This window comes from Pseudomonas sp. W5-01, from assembly GCF_046540435.1.
GTDB classification, from domain to species: domain Bacteria; phylum Pseudomonadota; class Gammaproteobacteria; order Pseudomonadales; family Pseudomonadaceae; genus Aquipseudomonas; species Aquipseudomonas graminis_B.
The window spans coordinates 292,383-310,262 of record NZ_JAXCIP010000005.1; the positions used below are offsets into that span (position 1 = coordinate 292,383).

Annotated in this window: 16 protein-coding genes; 3 read left to right on the plus strand and 13 right to left on the minus strand. The window is 60.3% G+C overall.

Features of this window, described 5'->3' with window-relative positions; translation table 11 throughout:
• Window positions 1–46: 46 nt before the first annotated feature.
• Window positions 47–1,387, plus strand: coding sequence for a hemolysin family protein (locus SLW75_RS18135; RefSeq protein ID WP_065988202.1), 1,341 nt, complete (start codon window positions 47–49; stop codon window positions 1,385–1,387).
• Window positions 1,388–1,408: 21 nt separating this feature from the next.
• On the opposite strand, the gene SLW75_RS18140 is transcribed toward SLW75_RS18135, so the two are convergent.
• From SLW75_RS18140 to SLW75_RS18175, 8 genes are all read right to left on the minus strand, one after another.
• Window positions 1,409–2,317, minus strand: a complete 909-nt coding sequence (locus SLW75_RS18140) for a peptidoglycan DD-metalloendopeptidase family protein (RefSeq protein ID WP_410935085.1) — start codon at window positions 2,315–2,317, stop codon at window positions 1,409–1,411.
• 307 nt (window positions 2,318–2,624) lie between these two features.
• On the minus strand, window positions 2,625–3,530 hold the full coding sequence (locus tag SLW75_RS18145) for a response regulator (RefSeq protein WP_065988197.1): 906 nt from the start codon (window positions 3,528–3,530) through the stop codon (window positions 2,625–2,627).
• Between the two features lie 173 nt (window positions 3,531–3,703).
• Window positions 3,704–4,462: a phosphate signaling complex protein PhoU gene (gene phoU, locus SLW75_RS18150; protein ID WP_037016764.1), complete on the minus strand. Its 759-nt coding sequence runs from the start codon at window positions 4,460–4,462 to the stop codon at window positions 3,704–3,706.
• 51 nt (window positions 4,463–4,513) lie between these two features.
• Window positions 4,514–5,347, minus strand: coding sequence for a phosphate ABC transporter ATP-binding protein PstB (gene pstB / locus SLW75_RS18155; RefSeq protein WP_065988194.1), 834 nt, complete (start codon window positions 5,345–5,347; stop codon window positions 4,514–4,516).
• A 111-nt stretch (window positions 5,348–5,458) separates the two neighbouring features.
• Entirely contained in the window at window positions 5,459–7,129 is a 1,671-nt protein-coding gene (gene pstA / locus SLW75_RS18160) for a phosphate ABC transporter permease PstA (RefSeq protein WP_410928306.1), read from the minus strand.
• 15 nt (window positions 7,130–7,144) lie between these two features.
• Complete coding sequence (locus SLW75_RS18165; RefSeq protein ID WP_410935086.1) at window positions 7,145–9,430, minus strand: ABC transporter permease subunit; 2,286 nt, start codon at window positions 9,428–9,430, stop codon at window positions 7,145–7,147.
• Window positions 9,431–9,615: 185 nt separating this feature from the next.
• Window positions 9,616–10,596: a phosphate ABC transporter substrate-binding protein PstS family protein gene (locus SLW75_RS18170; protein ID WP_410935087.1), complete on the minus strand. Its 981-nt coding sequence runs from the start codon at window positions 10,594–10,596 to the stop codon at window positions 9,616–9,618.
• Window positions 10,597–10,747: 151 nt separating this feature from the next.
• Window positions 10,748–12,046, minus strand: a complete 1,299-nt coding sequence (locus SLW75_RS18175; RefSeq protein ID WP_065988186.1) for an MFS transporter — start codon at window positions 12,044–12,046, stop codon at window positions 10,748–10,750.
• A 380-nt stretch (window positions 12,047–12,426) separates the two neighbouring features.
• On the opposite strand from SLW75_RS18175, the gene SLW75_RS18180 reads away from it, so the two are divergent.
• The gene (locus SLW75_RS18180; RefSeq protein ID WP_037016781.1) at window positions 12,427–12,828 is read left to right on the plus strand and encodes an acyl-CoA thioesterase; all 402 of its coding nucleotides are present in this window, start codon (window positions 12,427–12,429) and stop codon (window positions 12,826–12,828) included.
• Window positions 12,829–12,934: 106 nt separating this feature from the next.
• The gene (locus tag SLW75_RS18185) at window positions 12,935–13,846 is read left to right on the plus strand and encodes a D-hexose-6-phosphate mutarotase (protein ID WP_192130639.1); all 912 of its coding nucleotides are present in this window, start codon (window positions 12,935–12,937) and stop codon (window positions 13,844–13,846) included.
• Window positions 13,847–14,030: 184 nt separating this feature from the next.
• Here SLW75_RS18185 and SLW75_RS18190 read toward each other — a convergent pair whose 3' ends face one another.
• From SLW75_RS18190 to SLW75_RS18210, 5 genes are all read right to left on the minus strand, one after another.
• Complete coding sequence (locus tag SLW75_RS18190) at window positions 14,031–14,567, minus strand: DUF3299 domain-containing protein (protein WP_065988181.1); 537 nt, start codon at window positions 14,565–14,567, stop codon at window positions 14,031–14,033.
• 79 nt (window positions 14,568–14,646) lie between these two features.
• On the minus strand, window positions 14,647–14,892 hold the full coding sequence (locus SLW75_RS18195) for a GlsB/YeaQ/YmgE family stress response membrane protein (protein WP_037016790.1): 246 nt from the start codon (window positions 14,890–14,892) through the stop codon (window positions 14,647–14,649).
• 116 nt (window positions 14,893–15,008) lie between these two features.
• On the minus strand, window positions 15,009–16,091 hold the full coding sequence (locus tag SLW75_RS18200) for a 5-(carboxyamino)imidazole ribonucleotide synthase (RefSeq protein WP_065988180.1): 1,083 nt from the start codon (window positions 16,089–16,091) through the stop codon (window positions 15,009–15,011).
• Window positions 16,092–16,098: 7 nt separating this feature from the next.
• On the minus strand, window positions 16,099–16,590 hold the full coding sequence (purE, locus tag SLW75_RS18205; protein WP_065988179.1) for a 5-(carboxyamino)imidazole ribonucleotide mutase: 492 nt from the start codon (window positions 16,588–16,590) through the stop codon (window positions 16,099–16,101).
• 211 nt (window positions 16,591–16,801) lie between these two features.
• Window positions 16,802–17,713 (minus strand): LysR substrate-binding domain-containing protein, encoded by a 912-nt coding sequence (locus SLW75_RS18210; RefSeq protein ID WP_133773913.1) that lies wholly within the window; start codon window positions 17,711–17,713, stop codon window positions 16,802–16,804.
• Window positions 17,714–17,880: the final 167 nt, after the last annotated feature.

Consider the following 17,880-nt stretch of genomic DNA (forward strand, 5'->3'; position numbering starts at 1 on the left):
GCTTGTTTCATTCCACACCTCAAAACGGAACCTGCAAAACCCCATCATGGACCCTTCCCCTGGTATCAGCCTGGCTTCACTCTTCGCCGATTTCGGCATGATTCTTTTCGCAATGGTGTTGGTTCTGCTCAACGGATTCTTCGTTGCGGCCGAGTTCGCCATGGTCAAACTGCGCTCGACTCGTGTTGAGTCCATCGCCGACAACAACGGCTGGCGCGGACGCATTCTGCGCACCGTTCACAGTCAGCTCGATGCTTACCTGTCGGCTTGCCAGCTGGGTATTACGCTGGCGTCGCTGGGTCTGGGCTGGGTCGGTGAGCCGGCGTTCGCGCACTTGCTGGCCCCTTTGCTCGAGACGGTAGGCGTGGAGTCGCCTGAAGTCGTCAAAGGCGTCTCGTTCTTCAGCGCCTTTTTCATGATTTCGTACCTGCACATCGTGGTGGGTGAACTGGCGCCGAAATCCTGGGCCATTCGCAAGCCCGAGCTGTTGTCGCTGTGGACCGCGGTGCCGCTGTACCTCTTCTACTGGGCGATGTACCCGGCCATTTACCTGCTCAACGCCAGTGCCAACGGCATTCTGCGCATCGCTGGCCAAGGCGAGCCCGGCCCTCATCACGAGCATCATTACAGCCGTGAAGAACTCAAGCTGATCCTGCACTCAAGCCGCGGTCAGGACCCCAGCGATCAGGGCATGCGCGTGCTGGCCTCCGCTGTGGAAATGGGCGAACTGGAAGTGGTGGACTGGGCCAACTCCCGCGAAGACATGGTCTCGCTGGAGTTCAACGCCCCGCTCAAGGAAATCCTCGCGATGTTCCGCCGGCACAAGTTCAGCCGGTACCCGGTGTACGACTCAGACCGCAACGAATTCGTGGGTCTGTTGCACATCAAGGACCTGCTGCTGGAGCTGGCGGCACTGGATCACCTTCCCGAGTCCTTCAACCTCGCCGAGCTCACGCGGCCGCTGGAGCGCGTCTCCAAGCACATGCCGTTGTCGCGTCTGCTGGAGCAGTTCCGTCAGGGCGGCGCGCACTTTGCGCTGGTTGAAGAAGCCGACGGCAAGATCATCGGCTATCTGACGATGGAAGACGTGCTGGAAGTGCTGGTGGGCGATATCCAGGACGAACACCGTAAGGCCGAGCGCGGGATCCTGGCTTATCAGCCGGGCAAGCTGCTGGTACGCGGGGACACGCCGCTGTTCAAGGTCGAGCGCCTGCTGGGCATCGATCTGGACCACGTGGAAGCCGAAACCTTGGCAGGCCTGATCTACGACAGCCTCAAGCGCGTGCCTGAGGAAGAGGAAGTCATGGAAGTCGAAGGCCTGCGCATCATCATCAAAAAGATGAAAGGCCCGAAGATCGTGCTGGCAAAGGTGCTCAAGCTGGATTGAACTGCCCGTCAGAGCAGATGATCAATTCCCGCCAATCGCGAAGTTGGGCAGGTTCTGGACCGGTTGCGAGAACTCGTACGGGATCGACTCCAGCGCCAGCCCGACATTGCGCTGCACCACGAAGTGCAAATGCGGGCCGGTGCTGTTGCCGGTGTTGCCAGACCGCCCGAGCGCTGCGCCCACTGCCACATGCTGACCCTCCTTGACGCTCACAGACCCTTGCTGCAGATGCAGATAAACGCCCATCGTGCCGTCGTCGTGCAGGATGCGCACGAAGTTGCCCGACGGATTGGCGCCTCGGCCGGATTGCGTGTTCTCGGTCTTGATCACGGTACCGCCCCGCGCGGCGATGATCTGCGTGCCTTCGGGCATGGCAATGTCGATGGCGTAGCGGCTCTTGGCCCCTATGTGGCTGTAGGATCCGTTGGCACCCTGACTGATGCGAAACGGCCCGCCCACCCACGGCAATGGATAGCGATAGGCAAATCCATTCGCTGAAACACCGCGCTGCGGGTCGCCCACGATGGATCGCAGGCTTGGCTTGTAAGTCATGGCCTTGCTGGCGACTTGCGGGCTGAGGGCGATGAGGCGTTCGTTGCTGCGTGCCGCGATGGTGCGGCGAATGACTTGGTCGGACACCCCCACCACGTTCTTCACCCCGGCCAGACGCAGCTCGACTTCCACGGGTGCGTAAAGGTCGTTTCGCACGTACAGGCTGTCGCTGCCATTGGCTTTCTTGACGCTCAGGCGCACCTGGCTGTCGATGCGCTCGACCATGCGCTCGCGAAGCTTCATCACTTGCGCGCCACGCACGGGCTGGTCGGTGAACGACACCACGCCATTGGCATCGGTGAACCGATAGATCGTGACTGCCCCGGCGGTCTGCGTGGCCAGCAGTAAGGCACAGACAACCAGCACGCGCTCTAACATCGGGATAGACCTGGTGAGTGGACGATTGGCGCCCAGCCTAACAGCGATCCCGACGCAATTGGACTCATCCGAATCAATCGGTAATAGACGAAGCGTCAAGGAAATCGCGTCAGCATGGGGCGCGATCGGAATTGCAAATTCTATGCTAGGTAGCGTGGCAGCGAGCTTGCTCGCGAAGATGGACTCCCGGCCGCTGCAAATTTAGCGGATTTACCGGTCTCTTCGCGAGCAAGGTGGAGCACCACCCCGGTTGCTCCCACATAGTGAGCACTCGCCGGAAAATCAGCACCCCTGACGTGGCAGCGGATCAGGCACCCGGCACGAAATGCTTCTGCGCAGTGCCACGGGCAATCAGGCGCGAGAGGTAATCGAGCTTCTGGGTGTCCTTGTCGACGAAGCGGAAAGTGACCTGCAGCCAGTCGCTGTCGGGCTTCTGCTCGAAGGCGGCAATCGCGTGCAGATAGCCGTTGAGACGCGCGACCTCGGCGTTTTCACCCTGTTCCAGATCGAGCACGGCGCTCTCCAGGATCTGCGGCAGCACCTCGCCACGGCGGACCAGCAGCGACGCTTCCTTGAGCGTCAGCGCCTTGATCACACAGGGCTGGTTCCCGCTCGGAAGACGCAACTGACCCTGACCACGACCCGTCGGTGCAGCGGCTGGAGCAGCCTTGGCCATTGGCTGGACCGCAGGCTGAGCCGCCTGCGATGCCGCCGAAGCAGCGGGTGCCGTATTGACGACCTCAGGGCGATTACCGGTCAAAGCGCTGAGCGAGTCATTGGCAAACGCCGCATTGGCGCGGGCCGGACCACTGGACATCAAGGCATCGAGCTTGCCGACCTTGTGCAGCGCTTTTTTGACCTTGGTCAGCAGTTGTTCGTTGGTGAACGGCTTGCCGATGAAGTCCGATACGCCGGCCTGGATCGCCTGGATGACGTTTTCCTTGTCACCACGGCTGGTGACCATGATGAACGGCATGGTCTTCAGGTTTTCCTGCTGGCGGCACCAGGTCAACAATTCCAGCCCGGACATTTCGGGCATTTCCCAATCGCACAACACCAGATCGAACACTTCACGGCTCAACAGCACTTGCGCCTTGCGGCCATTGACGGCGTCTTCCAGCGCGACGCCTGGAAACGCGTTGCGCAGTCCTTTCTTGACCAGATCACGGATGAACGGTGCGTCATCCACCACCAATACACTGACTTTACTCATCGACGCTCCTGATGGCGTGTTCACCGCGAAGGCGAGCATTCGCTGGCGGGCGGCCAGCTGCCAAACTGTTTGACGACACCGGGACTTTTATTCGCGGGTGACTTGAAAAAATACGGGCAGACCGGAGAAACAAAAACGCCCGGCGGTCGCCAGGCGTTTTTTCTCAGGCAATCTTATTTATCGTCAGGCGCGTCCAGAACATTAATCCTTTCGGCGGTCAGACCTTTGACTTCTTCCTGCATGCGCTTGAGGCCCAGGTGGCGAACGTCGGTACCGCGCACGAGGTAGATGACCAGTTCGGAGATATTCCGCGCGTGGTCACCGATGCGCTCCAGCGAACGCAGCACCCAGATCACATTGAGCACGCGGGAGATCGAACGCGGATCTTCCATCATGTAGGTGACCAGCTCACGCAGCGCCGTCTTGTACTCGCGGTCGATATTTTTGTCGTACTGCGCAACGGACAACGCCAGATCGGCATCGAAACGAGCGAACGAGTCCAGTGCATCGCGCACCATCTTGCTCACCTGATCGCTGATATGGCGCACTTCGACGTAACCGCGCGGCGACTCACCCTCCTCGCACAGCTGAATCGCACGGCGGGCGATCTTGGTGGACTCATCGCCGATGCGCTCAAGGTCGATGACCGACTTGGAGATGCTGATGATCAGACGCAGGTCGGAGGCAGCAGGCTGACGACGGGCCAGAATGCGCAGGCACTCTTCATCGATGTTGCGCTCCATCTGGTTGATGCGGTCGTCCACCTCGCGCACCCGCTGGGCCAGGCCCGAGTCGGCTTCGATCAACGCGGTAACGGCGTCGTTGACCTGCTTCTCGACCAGACCACCCATTTCCAGCAGGTGGCTGCGAACTTCTTCCAGTTCAGCGTTGAACTGCTGGGAGATGTGATGTGTATGGCTGTCTTTGATCATGAGTGTCCGTCCGATTGATTGCGCGGTGGTTCAAGGCTGACGAAACACGTGCTAGCCGTAACGACCGGTTATGTAGTCTTCAGTCTGCTTTTTGGTCGGATTGGTGAACAACGTATCGGTGTCCCCGTATTCGACCACCTTGCCCATGTGCAGAAACGCGGTGTAATCCGACACGCGCGCGGCCTGCTGCATGTTGTGGGTAACGATCACAATGGTGTATTTGGATTTCAGTTCGTAGATCAGCTCTTCGACTTTCAGGGTCGAAATCGGGTCGAGCGCGGAGCACGGCTCATCGAGCAGCAGCACTTCAGGTTCGACGGCGATGGTGCGGGCGATCACCAGACGTTGCTGCTGACCACCGGAAAGTCCGAGCGCCGACTCATGCAGGCGGTCCTTGACCTCGTCCCACAGTGCGGCGCCGCGCAACGCCCATTCGACGGCTTCGTCGAGCACGCGCTTCTTGTTCACGCCTTGAATACGCAGCCCGTAAACCACGTTTTCATAAACGGTCTTGGGGAACGGATTGGGCTTCTGGAAGACCATGCCGACCCGGCGACGCAACTCGGCGACGTCCTCGCCTTTAGTGTAGATGTCGTGGCCATAGAGCTTGATCTCGCCCTGAACGCGACAGCCGTCCACCAGATCGTTCATGCGGTTGAAGGTGCGCAGCAACGTGGACTTGCCGCAGCCGGACGGCCCGATGAACGAGGTGACGCGTTGTTTCGGGATGTTCATCCGGATGTCGAACAGCGCCTGCTTCTCGCCATAGAAGAGATCCAGCCCCGGCACTTCCAGCGCAACGGCTTCGTTCGCCAGATCCAGCACCTGGCGCTTGCGACCCAGGGCAGACATGTTGATGCCGTGGGCGTGGGGTTCGTGTTGCATGGTCTCTCTCCGTTCGTAGCTGCAAGCCTTTAGCCGCAAGCTGCAAATGTGGTGCTGATACGGTATGCGGCTTTTTAGCTCGCCGCTTGAAGCTTGACGCTTGTCGCTGACTCAGTCTTCAAACGCCTTGTACTTGTCGCGCAGGCGGTTGCGAATCGTCACCGCCGAGAGGTTCAGCAGCGCAATCACCAGCACCAGCAGCAGGGCCGTGGCGTACACCAACGGGCGCGCGGCCTCGACGTTGGGGCTTTGAAAACCGACGTCGTAAATATGGAAACCCAGGTGCATGATCTTCTGATCAAGGTGCAGGTACGGGTAATTGCCGTCCAGCGGCAACGACGGCGCCATCTTGACCACACCCACCAGCATGAGCGGCGCCACTTCACCGGCCGCTCGCGCCACGGCCAGAATCAGGCCGGTCATCATGGCCGGGCTGGCCATCGGCAGAACGATCTTCCACAAGGTTTCGGCCTTGGTCGCGCCCAGGGCCAGCGAGCCCTCGCGCAGCGTCAGCGGGATGCGCGCCAGGCCTTCTTCGGTGGCGACGATCACCACCGGCACGGCGAGCAGCGCCAGAGTCAACGACGCCCAGAGCAGGCCGGGTGTGCCGAACGTCGGCGCCGGCAGGGCTTCGGGGAAGAACAGTTGATCCAGAGAACCGCCCAGCACGTAAACGAAAAAGCCCAGCCCGAACACGCCGTAGACGATCGCCGGGACGCCCGCGAGGTTGTTCACGGCGATGCGGATCAAGCGTGTCATCACGCCCTGACGTGCGTACTCACGCAGATACACGGCCGCGAGCACGCCAAAGGGCGTCACGATGACGGCCATGATCAGCGTCATCATCACGGTGCCGAAGATCGCCGGGAAAATCCCGCCCTCCGTGTTGGCCTCGCGCGGGTCGTCGCTGAGAAACTCCCAAAGCTTCTGGAAGTAGAACCCCAGCTTGGTCATCGTGCCCATGGCGTTGGGTTGATACGCGTGAACCACCTTGCCGATGCTGATCTCGATTTCTTTGCCGTTGGCGTCACGGGCCGTCAGGCTGTCACGATTGTATTCGGCGTGTAACGCGCCAAGCCGCGACTCGACGTCTTTGTAGCGGGCGTCGTATTCGGCACGCTCAGTGGCCATGTCTGCCTGGGCCGCTGCGTCGAGTTCGCCGTTCAGCTCAAGCTTGCGCGCTCGCAGACGCAGCCGCTCGATCCCGTGGTTGATCGCGCCGATCTCGCCCTTTTCCAGGTCATCCAGTTGATCGGAAATCCCCTGCACGCGCTCGATACGCGCCTGCAGTTGCGGCCATGCGGCTTCGCCTTGCGCGACGACTTTGCCGTCTTCCTTGACGTTGACCAGATAGCCGTAAAAGTTGCCCCACTCGCGGCGCTCCAGGGTCATCAATTCTGCTGGCTTGCGCGGGTCCTTGAGCCACTCGCCAATGACCCAGTTAAAATCGCTGGGGCTGATGTCCCGGTTGCCGACCTTGAACAGATCGCGGGTCATGAACTCCGGCCCCCGATCAAGGACTGGCAACCCGGCGGCCTTGAGCCTTGCGCGTGGCACTTGTTCAGACTGAACCAGCTCGCCCACCAACACGTGGCTTTCCTGTCCGGGAACGTCGTATTGGGCGGAAATCACATCGGCGGGCCAGAAGTGTCCCAGCCCGCGCACGGCGATCACCGCCAGCAGGCCGATGGTCATGATCACCGCGACAGACACCGCGCCCGCGCTCAGCCAGACGCCGGGGGCGCCACTGTTGAACCATCGCTTGAGGGAGGTCTGCTTCATCGGTTTCAACCTGCCCTAAAGAGACGAATACTGCTTGCGCAGGCGCTGACGAATCAGCTCCGCCAAGGTATTCATGACAAATGTGAACATCAGCAGCACCAGGGCGGCGAGGAACAGCACGCGATAATGACTGCCGCCCACTTCCGACTCGGGCATCTCCACCGCTACGTTGGCCGCGAGCGTGCGCATGCCTTCGAACAGGTTCATGTCCATGATCGGCGTGTTGCCGGTGGCCATGAGCACGATCATGGTTTCGCCGACGGCGCGCCCCATGCCGATCATCAGCGCAGAAAAAATCCCCGGGCTGGCCGTGAGGATCACCACCCGAACCAGCGTCTGCCACGGCGTGGCGCCGAGGGCCAGTGAGCCGAGCGTCAGACCGCGCGGTACGCTGAACACGGCGTCCTCGGCGATCGAGTAAATGTTGGGGATGACCGCAAAGCCCATGGCGATCCCGACCACCAGTGCGTTGCGCTGATCGTAGGTGATGCCCAGGTCGTTAGTGATCCACGAGCGCATGTCGCCGCCGAACCACCAGTTCTCCAAGTGCGGGCTCATGCTCAGTGAGACCCAGCCAATCAGCAGAATGACCGGAATCAGAATCGCGCTTTCCCAACCGTCGGGCACCCGCAGACGAATCGAGTCAGGCAAGCGCGTCCAGCCGAACCCTGCCAACAAGATGCCGATGGGGGTAAAGATCAGCAGGCTAAAGATGCCCGGCAGATGCCCTTCCAGATACGGTGCCAGAAACAGCCCGGCGAAGAACCCGAGAATCACCGTCGGCATCGCTTCCATCAGCTCGATGATCGGCTTGACCTTGCGGCGCATGCGCGGCGCCATGAAGTAAGCGGTGTAAATCGCCGCAGCGACGGCAATCGGTGCGGCCAGCAGCATGGCGTAGAACGCGGCTTTGAGCGTGCCGTAAGTGAGGGGTGCGAGGCTGAGCTTGGGCTCGAAATCACTGTTGGATGCGGTGGATTGCCAAACGTATTTGGGTTCGTCGTAGTTTTCGTACCAGACCTTGTCCCACAGGGCGCTCCAGGAAATCTCCGGGTGCGGGTTTTTCAGGCTCAAGGGCAGCAGCTTGCCGCTGTCCTCAACGACGATGCGATCCGCCCGCGGCGACAAGCCCATCAGGGCCGGGCCGCTGGCAATCGGGTCGATCAGCAGCGTGCGGTGAGCGGTGCTGTGGAACACACCGAGCTTGCCGGAGGTGTCCATGGCGATGAAGCCCTTGCGGCGTTGCTCGGCGGTGATCAGGGAGATCGGTGCGCCACTCATTTTGAAATCCCGAATGTGCTGCAGATGCATCTCGCCATCGACATCCCGCGCCATGAACCACTGCGCGATATTGCCTCGGGAACTGCCGATCACCAGAGAGACGCCACCGACCAGTTGCGTGCTCGCGGTAGTTTCGGCATCGGCGTCTTCAAGCAGTTTGTAGCGGCCGTTCAACGTGCGATCCCGCAGGTCGAACACATCCACCAGCGCGCGACCATTGATCACGTAAAGCCACTGCTGGCGAGGGTCGACGTAGATGGCTTTAACGGCCGCCGACAGCTGCGGCAGCTCGATTCGGTTCTGCTCGCGAGTCGTTTCGCCCGTCATCAGGTTTTCAGACTGGGTCAGCGACAACACGTGCAGCTGGGGACCGGTTGCGCCGGCCAGAATCAGGGTGGTGTCGCTCGCATTCAGACTGACGTGCTCGATCGCCCGCCTCCCTTCGTCCAGCACCAGCGGCGTCTCGCCGTAGGGATAGGTAATCGTGGGGGTGATGGTTTTTTTGCTGTCGGGATAGCTGATCGGGTAAGCGTGCTTGAACACCAGCACCTGGCCGTTGGACAGGCCAACCGCGATCAAAGGCTTGCCGGGCTGATCCTGCGCCACCGACGTCACTTTCGCGCCAGCAGGGATCGGCAAAGCCACTCGGGAAATCTCGCCGCCGTCCTTGAGGTGGAAAAACAGCGCTTCGCCCTTGTCGGACACGCGCATGGCGACCTGATTCTGCTCTTCGATGGCCAACACCATCGGCTTGCCGGCATCCTGCAGCCAGGCAGGCGTTTGAGCATCGCTGCGCGTCAGTTTCGCCCCTTGGAACAACGGCGCAACGACGTAAGCCAGATAGAAGAAAATCAACGTGATGGCGGCCAACACGGCAAGACCACCGACTAAGACGTACCAACGCGTCAGACGGTCTTTGAGCGCACGGATCCTGCGCTTGCGTTGCAGCTCGGGCGCATTGAAATCGATGCGCTCGGGACGGGGGTTTTCGGTCATTGATGAATTGGCCAAATCATTCATGCGCACACCGTAGCCGCTGTGTATGACAAATACATGACAGCGAGGTGACGCAAAAAAGCCCGCCGCCCCTGAATCGGGGCAACGGACTGTTCAGTGTTCTGCGAGCCTCGTTCCATAAGGCCTTTGTCGTTTGTGGCGGGACGAACCTGTCACCCCGCTTCAGGGTTGTCTGGGCAGCGTGCTCGCTACCGTTCTTGTAGCCCCAGATCAGCCAAGGCTTTGCTAGCGACCTTGGCTGGTAACGGAATGTACCCGTCTTTCATGACAACTTCCTGACCTTGTTTTGACAGGATCAATTTGACGAACTCGGCTTCAAGCGGATTCAACGGTTTGTTCGGCGCTTTGTTGACGTAGACATAAAGGAAGCGCGCCAGTGGGTAGGTGCCATTCAGCGCGTTGGCTTCGTTGTCTTCGACGAACTCGCCGCCTTCTTTTTTCGCCAGGGGTACGGTTCGCACGCTGGACGTTTTATAACCAATGCCCGAGTAGCCAATGCCGTTCAGCGAATTGCTGATGGAGCTGACCACTGACGCTGAGCCGGGCTGTTCGTTGACGTTGGGTTTGAAGTCGCCCTTGCACAGCGCCACTTCCTTGAAATAACCGTAGGTGCCGGAAACCGAATTACGCCCGAACAACTGGATGGCCTTGCCGGCCAGATCCCCCGTCACGCCCACATCGCCCCAGGTTTTTGCATCGGTTCTGGCGCCGCACAGCCGGGTGGCGGAAAAGATCGCGTCGACCTGCTGCAGCGTCAGGCCCTTGATCGGGTTGTCCTTGTGAACGAACACTGCCAACGCATCCACCGCTACGGGAATCGCCGTCGGTTTGTAGCCGTGCTTCTGCTCGAAGGCCGACAATTCGCCGTCTTTCATCTTGCGGCTCATGGGGCCCAGGGTCGCAGTGCCCTCAGTCAGTGCGGGCGGCGCTGTCGAAGAGCCGGCGGCCTGAATCTGGATGTTCACGCTTGGGTATTCTTTCTTGTAGGCCTCGGCCCACATCGTCATCAGGTTGGCCAGTGTGTCGGAGCCCACGCTGGACAGATTCCCGGAGACCCCACTGGTTTTGACATAGGGCTTGATTGCCGGGTCGACGGCGGCACACGCATTGCCGACAGTCACGCCAGCCGCCACGAAAGTCAGCGCCGTCATCAAACGTTTGAAGGTCATGCATTGCTCCTGGCGAGGTGAAGAGTGCCGCCATCGCTGATGGCCATGTGACCACTCTATGACCGGAATATGACAATCAAATGAAAGGCGCCAGTCATAACGACTGGCGGCTTCGGTTTCAGCGGGGGGGGGGGGGTTATCTATGGTTCGATCAGGATTCGACCGGCTTTCTTCTCATCAGGAAAATACCGATCCCCATGCCCATGGCGCAAAGAATCGCCACGTACCACGCCGGCCCCATCGGGTTGGCAGCGAACATCAGGCTGACGACCATTGGCGTTAAACCTCCAAAGATGGCGTACGCCAGGTTGTAGGAAAATGAGAGCCCGGAGAAGCGAACCACCGGCGGGAAGGCCTTAACCATCACGAAGGGCACGGCACCGATAGTGCCGACAAACAAACCAGTGATGGCATAGAGCGGATACAGCAGATCCGGGTGCGTGCCGATCATGTGGTAGAAGGTCCACGAACTCACCAGCAGACCGAGCGAGCCGAACAGGAACACCAGGCCCGCGCCAACTCGATCCGCCAGCGCGCCAGCCCCGATACACCCCAGACTCAGCAAGACAATGGCGAGGCTGTTGGCTTTCAGGGTATCGGCAGGTGCGAAACCATAGGCCTTTTGCAGCAGGGTCGGGGTCATCAGGATAACCACCACCACACCGGCAGAGAGCAGCCAGGTCAGCAGCATCGACAGCACAACGGCGCCACGGTGATCGCGCAGGACTGCCTTGAGCGGCACTTCGTCAGCCAGCTGCTTGCGCAGCTGAAGCTCGGCAAATACCGGGGTTTCGTGCAGCCAGCGGCGCAGGTAAACCGACATCAGACCGAAGACACCACCGAGCAGGAAAGGAATCCGCCAGGCGTAGTCCGATACTTCAACGGGCGAGTACACGCTGTTGATCCAGGTAGCGACCAGCGAGCCGAGCAAAATCCCGGCCGTCAGGCCGGACGTGAGGGTACCGCAGGCGTAACCGACGTTACGGGCGGGAACGTGTTCGGAAACGAATACCCACGCGCCAGGCACTTCGCCACCAATCGCGGCGCCTTGAATCACGCGCATCAGCAGCAGCAACATCGGCGCCCAGATGCCGATCTGCGCGTACGTTGGCAGCAAGCCCATGATCAGCGTCGGCACGGCCATCAGGAAAATGCTCAGGGTGAACATTTTCTTGCGGCCCAGCAGGTCACCAAAGTGCGCCATGACGATGCCGCCCAGCGGCCGAGCCAGATAACCGGCGGCAAAAATGCCAAACGTTTGCATCAAACGTAGCCATTCGGGCATATCTACGGGGAAAAACAGCTTGCCTACTACTGCTGCGAAGAACACGAAAATGATGAAGTCGTAGAACTCCAACGCTCCGCCCAGGGCAGACAGTGAAAGGGTTTTGTAATCGTTACGGTTCAGCGGGCGCGAAGGCTGTGTGGCGCTTAAAGGCACAGAGGACATGACAATGGCTTCTCTTTTGAGGCTCTCTTTGGGCGAAAAATCAACGGTGACTCAACCGTGGGTAACGGCTTCACACGCGATTTCTCGACTCGAAAAGTTAATCGGGCATCAAAATTGCGTGCCAAAAATGGCGTAGTGCGCCAGGTCGGTCCGGCACGATAGCAAATTGCGTACAAATGCACATGGATTGCAATGACGCGAAGGCATCATGAAAAAGCGGCGGTCGTGTCAAGACGGCGCGCTCGATATACTTGCCGGCCGCGACTCAACCGGGCTCTTCAGGGAAGTTGTGCGAAGCCATTTGCCCAAGTCGTTTTCGCAGAGTTTCCCTTTAAACAAAATGAAGACTTAGTAGAGTCATGGGTCAGAGGGACCCAATAATGATTGAGCTCGAACAAGAAGATCCGATACCGCAGGGCGATCTTGCCCTGCAGATTACCGCCCTGCCCCGCGAAACCAACGGCTTCGGCGATATTTTCGGCGGCTGGCTGGTTTCCCAGATGGACCTCGCCGGTACTGCCATGGCGAGCAAGGTGGCCGGAGGACGTGTGGCGACTGTAGCCATCGACCGCATGGCGTTCCTGGTGCCCGTCGCGGTGGGGGCGCAGTTGTCGTTCTATACCCAGACCCTGGAAATCGGCCGCAGCTCGATTCAGATGATGGTCGAGGTGTGGAGCGATGATCCACTGTCCAGCGAATGGCGCAAGGTGACCGAAGCGGTGTTCGTTTTTGTCGCCATCGACGGCAGCGGCCGTACCCGCTCGGTGCCTGCCCGACGCTGATCCTTAAGCCCGGGCGGGCCGATGTGCCCGCCCTTGGCTTTGCGCAACAAACTCATCAAGCTTGGCGCAGTCTGATTCAGTCACTGTCCTTCGAGTGAGAACCCCTATGCCTACGTCAAACGTCGAATCCTTCCAGCTCGGTGAGCTTAACTGCTGGCGCATCCGCCACGGCCAGGCCGAGCTGGTGATCGCCCAGCAAGGCGCTCATATCATCAGTTACCAGGTGGACGGCGATAAGCCGCTGATCTGGTCCAACCCGGGGGCGTTGTTCAAATCGGGTAAGCCTATTCGCGGCGGGATGCCCATCTGCTGGCCGTGGTTTGGCAATTTGCAGCGCAATCCACAAAGCGTGCAGGCCATGCGCGAGAGCGACGAACAGGCAAAGGCCCACGGTGAAGTCCGGGCGATCGGCTGGGAGTTGATGGGCGTGGGTGAGGACGGCGACGCATTGATCGTCGAATTCATCCAGCCCCAGGCCGAAGGGCATTTGCCGGGCTGGCCGCACGCCGTTGGCCTGAAGCTGCACATCCGCCTGGATGCCGCGCTGAATGTCAGCCTGGTGAGCTTCAACGCTGGTGCTGAAGACGTCACGCTCAGCCAGGCGCTGCACAGTTATTTCGCGGTGAGCGACGTGGCCCAGATCAGCATCGAAGGGCTGGATGGCGTCGAGTACCTGAACACACTGGAAAGCTGGGACACCCAGAACGTCCAGGTGGGTGACATTACGTTCACCGGCGAGACGGACCGGATTTATCAGGACACGCCTAACCTGATCTCAGTGGTCGACCCGACATGGGAACGCCGTATTCAGATTCAGACGGCGGGTTCGCAATCGGCCATCGTCTGGAATCCGTGGATCGACAAGACCCTGACCTTCGACGATATGCAGGCTGATGGCTGGAAGAGCATGGTATGCGTTGAGACAGCCAACGTCATGACTGACGTCGTGACGCTCAAACCGGGTGATATGCACGCGCTGAGCGTCAGCATCTGGGCCGAGCCGTTGGCAGAAGCCTGACGGTAAGCGCTACAGCCAGTCTCACTGAAGGCACGCAGTCTACTAGTAGGACCGGCATTAGCCGGGAAGGGGCCGGTTTGAGCACCATCAATTTTGTGGTGCAACACCCGACGTCTTCCCGGCTAAAGCCAGTCCTACAGTGCGTCGAGCCGGTCCCATCGGGATCTGTGCGCGGCGCCAGTCCTTACAAATCCGCCTCAACCACCACACGCACTTTCGACGCGTCCAGCGCGTAGGCGGCGTCGGCGAGATCATTGCTGACCTTCTCGACCTTTAAGGTGCCGATGACCCACAACGGTGTGTAAATGTCGGAGATCTTCAGGCCTTTCGGATAGCGCACCAGCACCAGCTGATTCGGCGGCGGTGGCGGCACGTGGATGCAGGCGCCCGGGTACGGGACGAGGAAGAACAGCGTGCTGTGGCCTTTCGCATCAGTCTCCAGCGGCACCGGATAGCCACCCAGGCGGATGGTTTTGTCGTTCATCGACGCAACGGTTTTGGTGGAGTACATGACGGCAGGCAAGCCCTTGCTCTGCTTCAAACCGCCCTTGCTGTCGAACGTTCCCTGACCTTCCGGCGAGTTGTGGTCGATTTCGGGCATGGATTCGAGGGCTTTCTGATCCGACTTCGGCATCAGTTCGAGCCAGTCGGTTTCGGGTAATTCAGCGGCGCGTACCAGTCCGCAGACCAGCAGCAGTGAAACGAAGAGGAGATGACGCATTGGAGATGCTCGGCGGGAGGAGTTGAGTGCCGGGCATTCTAGCCCTCCGCGCAGCAATAGCGCAGAGGGCCAGCGGTGCTTAACGCTTTTTAATCATGCCGTAGATCACCAGCAGGATGATCGCGCCGACGAGCGCACCGAGGAAACCTGCACCCTCACCTGCGCGATAGATACCCAGCGCCTGACCACCATAAGTGGCGGCCAGCGAGCCACAGATGCCGAGCAGGATGGTCATGATCCAGCCCATGCTGTCGTCGCCTGGCTTCAGGAAGCGCGCCAGCAGACCTACGATCAAGCCGATGAAGATGGTTCCGATGATTCCCATGCCATGTCCCTCTGTTTGAATGAATATGCCAATAGCCTAGCTAGCTATCGGCAACACGCTATGAGAGGGGCAGCGGTGGCGAATGGTTCAACAGGATGTGCAGGACACCGCTGTGATCAGTTTTTGATCAAGGCTTCGACCCGTTTCACCTGACGATCCAGCGTTGCGCGATCTTTGCTGCGCACGGTGGCGTGGCCGACCTTGCGCCCGGCCTTGAAGGCTTTGCCGTAGTGGTGCAGATGGCAATCTTCGACGGCGATGACCTGATCCACTGCCGGCACTTCACCGATGAAATTGAGCATCGCGCTTTCGCCGACCTTGGCCGTCGAACCCAACGGCAGACCGGCAACAGCGCGCAGATGGTTCTCGAACTGGCTGCACTCGGCGCCTTCGGTGGTCCAGTGGCCCGAGTTGTGGACGCGCGGGGCGATCTCGTTGGCTTTCAGGCCGCCATCGACTTCGAAGAACTCAAAGGCCAGCACCCCTACATAATCCAGCTGCTTGAGCACACGACCGGCGTAGTCTTCGGCCAATGCCTGCAACGGGTGGTCGGTGCTGGCGATGGACAGGCGCAGGATGCCGCTGTCATGGGTGTTGTGAACCAGCGGATAGAAGCGGGTTTCGCCATCACGGGCGCGTACGGTGATCAGCGAGACTTCGCCGGTGAACGGCACAAAGCCCTCCAGCAGGCACGGCACGCTGCCCAGTTCGGCGAAGGTGTCGCTCACGTCTTCAGGGGTGCGCAGTACTTTCTGGCCCTTGCCGTCATAACCCAGCGTGCGGGTTTTCAACACGGCCGGCAGACCGATGCTGGCTACCGCAGCGTCCAGATCCGCCTGGGACTGGATGTCAGCGAACGCCGGCGTCGGGATGCCGAGGTCCTTGAACATGCTTTTTTCAAACCAGCGATCGCGGGCGATGCGCAGTGCTTCGGCACTCGGGTAAACCGGCACGAACTGCGACAGGAAAGCGACGGTTTCAGCCGGCACGCTTTCAAATTCGAAGGTGACCAGATCAACATCATTCGCCAGCAGCCGCAGGTGTTCCTGATCGCCGTAATCAGCGAGCAGGTGTTCGCCAAGGGCAGCGGCGCAGGCGTCCGGTGCAGGGTCAAGGAAGGCGAAGTTCATCCCCAGCGGAGTGCCCGCCAGTGCCAACATGCGACCCAACTGGCCGCCACCGATTACGCCGATCTTCATGAAAACCTCAGGCCTCGCGTGGGTCTGGATTGTCCAGAACGCTGTCTGTCTGCTCAGCGCGGAATGTCTTCAGCACTGCGTGGAAGTGTGGGTGCTTGGCGCCCAGAATACTGGCCGACAACAGCGCAGCGTTGATCGCGCCTGCTTTGCCGATGGCCAGGGTCGCGACCGGAATGCCGGCAGGCATCTGCACGATGGAGAGCAATGAATCGACGCCCGACAGCATGGAAGACTGAACCGGGACACCCAGAACGGGCAGATGAGTCTTGGCAGCGCACATGCCTGGCAGGTGAGCGGCGCCACCGGCGCCGGCGATGATCACCTCGATGCCACGGCCTTCGGCTTCTTCGGCGTACTTGAACAGCAGATCGGGCGTGCGGTGCGCCGAAACCACTTTGACTTCGTACGGAATGCCGAGCTTTTCAAGCATGTCGGCGGTGTGGCTAAGGGTGGACCAATCGGACTTGGAGCCCATGATCACGCCAACCAGTGCGCTCATCGTCGTGCCTCTCATCGGGCGCCCGCAGGCGCGGCTAAAAACAACAAGCCACGCGGGAGGACCGGCGTGGCTTGTTGTACAAATGATGACCAGTCGAACCGGCCGAAGGCCGCGGAGTATACCGCAAAGATCCTCGTTTGACAGACTGCCGGCGACCTCCCGTCAGCCAACCAGACCGGCCCGTACAAGCCCGGATTTGCTGACTTCGAGGTCAAGCGGCAGGCGAGGTGCCGCCGGCTTCAAGTTTGCGCCACAGCAGCCGGACATTGGCCTTGCGAACCAAGGCGCAGCGGTACAGCCGAATCTCCAGCGGGACGTGCCACTGAGTGCCGCCGCAGATCACCAGCTCTCCCCGTTCGAGCTCCGCCGTCACGCTCAGCCTTGGCACCCATGCGATCCCCAACCCCTGCAACGCCATGCCCTTGAGGCTGTCGGCCATTGCCGTTTCGTAAATCGTCGTGAAGCGCACGCTACGCTGGCGCAACAGCAGGTTCACCGAGCGACCCAGAAACGCACCTGCGCTGTACGCCAGCAGCGGCACGCTCTGCTCCCCTTCCAGGTCGAACAGCGGCCGTCCCTCTTCGTCCGTCGAGCAGACCGGCAGCATTTCGGTCACGCCCAGATGCAACGACGGGAAGATCTCGGCGTCCATTTGCAGCGCCGCGTCGGGGTCGTAGAACGCCAGCATCAGATCGCAGCCGCCTTCACGCAGCGCGTGCACCGCGTCACCGACGTTGGTGGCGACCAGGCGTGTGGCAATGTTCAGCCCTTCGTTGCGCAATTGCGCGATCCAGCGGGGAAAAAAACTCAGTGCCAGCGAGTGCGCCGCAGCGATCTGCATGACCTCGCCCTGCCCGCTTTCCAGATGGTGCAAATGACGCAGCACTTCGCCGAGCTGGTCGACCACCGTGCGCGCGGTGACGAGGAATAACTGCCCCGCCGCTGTCAGTTCGATCGGCGTGCGAGAGCGATTGACGAGCGTCAGCCCCAAGGCTGCTTCGAGGCTGCGAATGCGCCGGCTGAAAGCCGGTTGCGTGACGAACCGACGCTCCGCTGCCTGGGAAAAACTGCGGGTCGCGGCCAGCGCACTGAAGTCTTCCAGCCATTTGCTTTCCAGGTTCATCGTTTCTCCAACCTAAAAGAAGTTACGCATACGCAGGCGCAAACGGGAGCGTCATACACTGATTCACACGCTTGCAACAATCCCCACGTCACCACGGCATTATGCCGATTGCGCATAGGGCAGCGTTTTACAGCATTGGTCCAGAATAGCCTACAGGCCTAGTATCA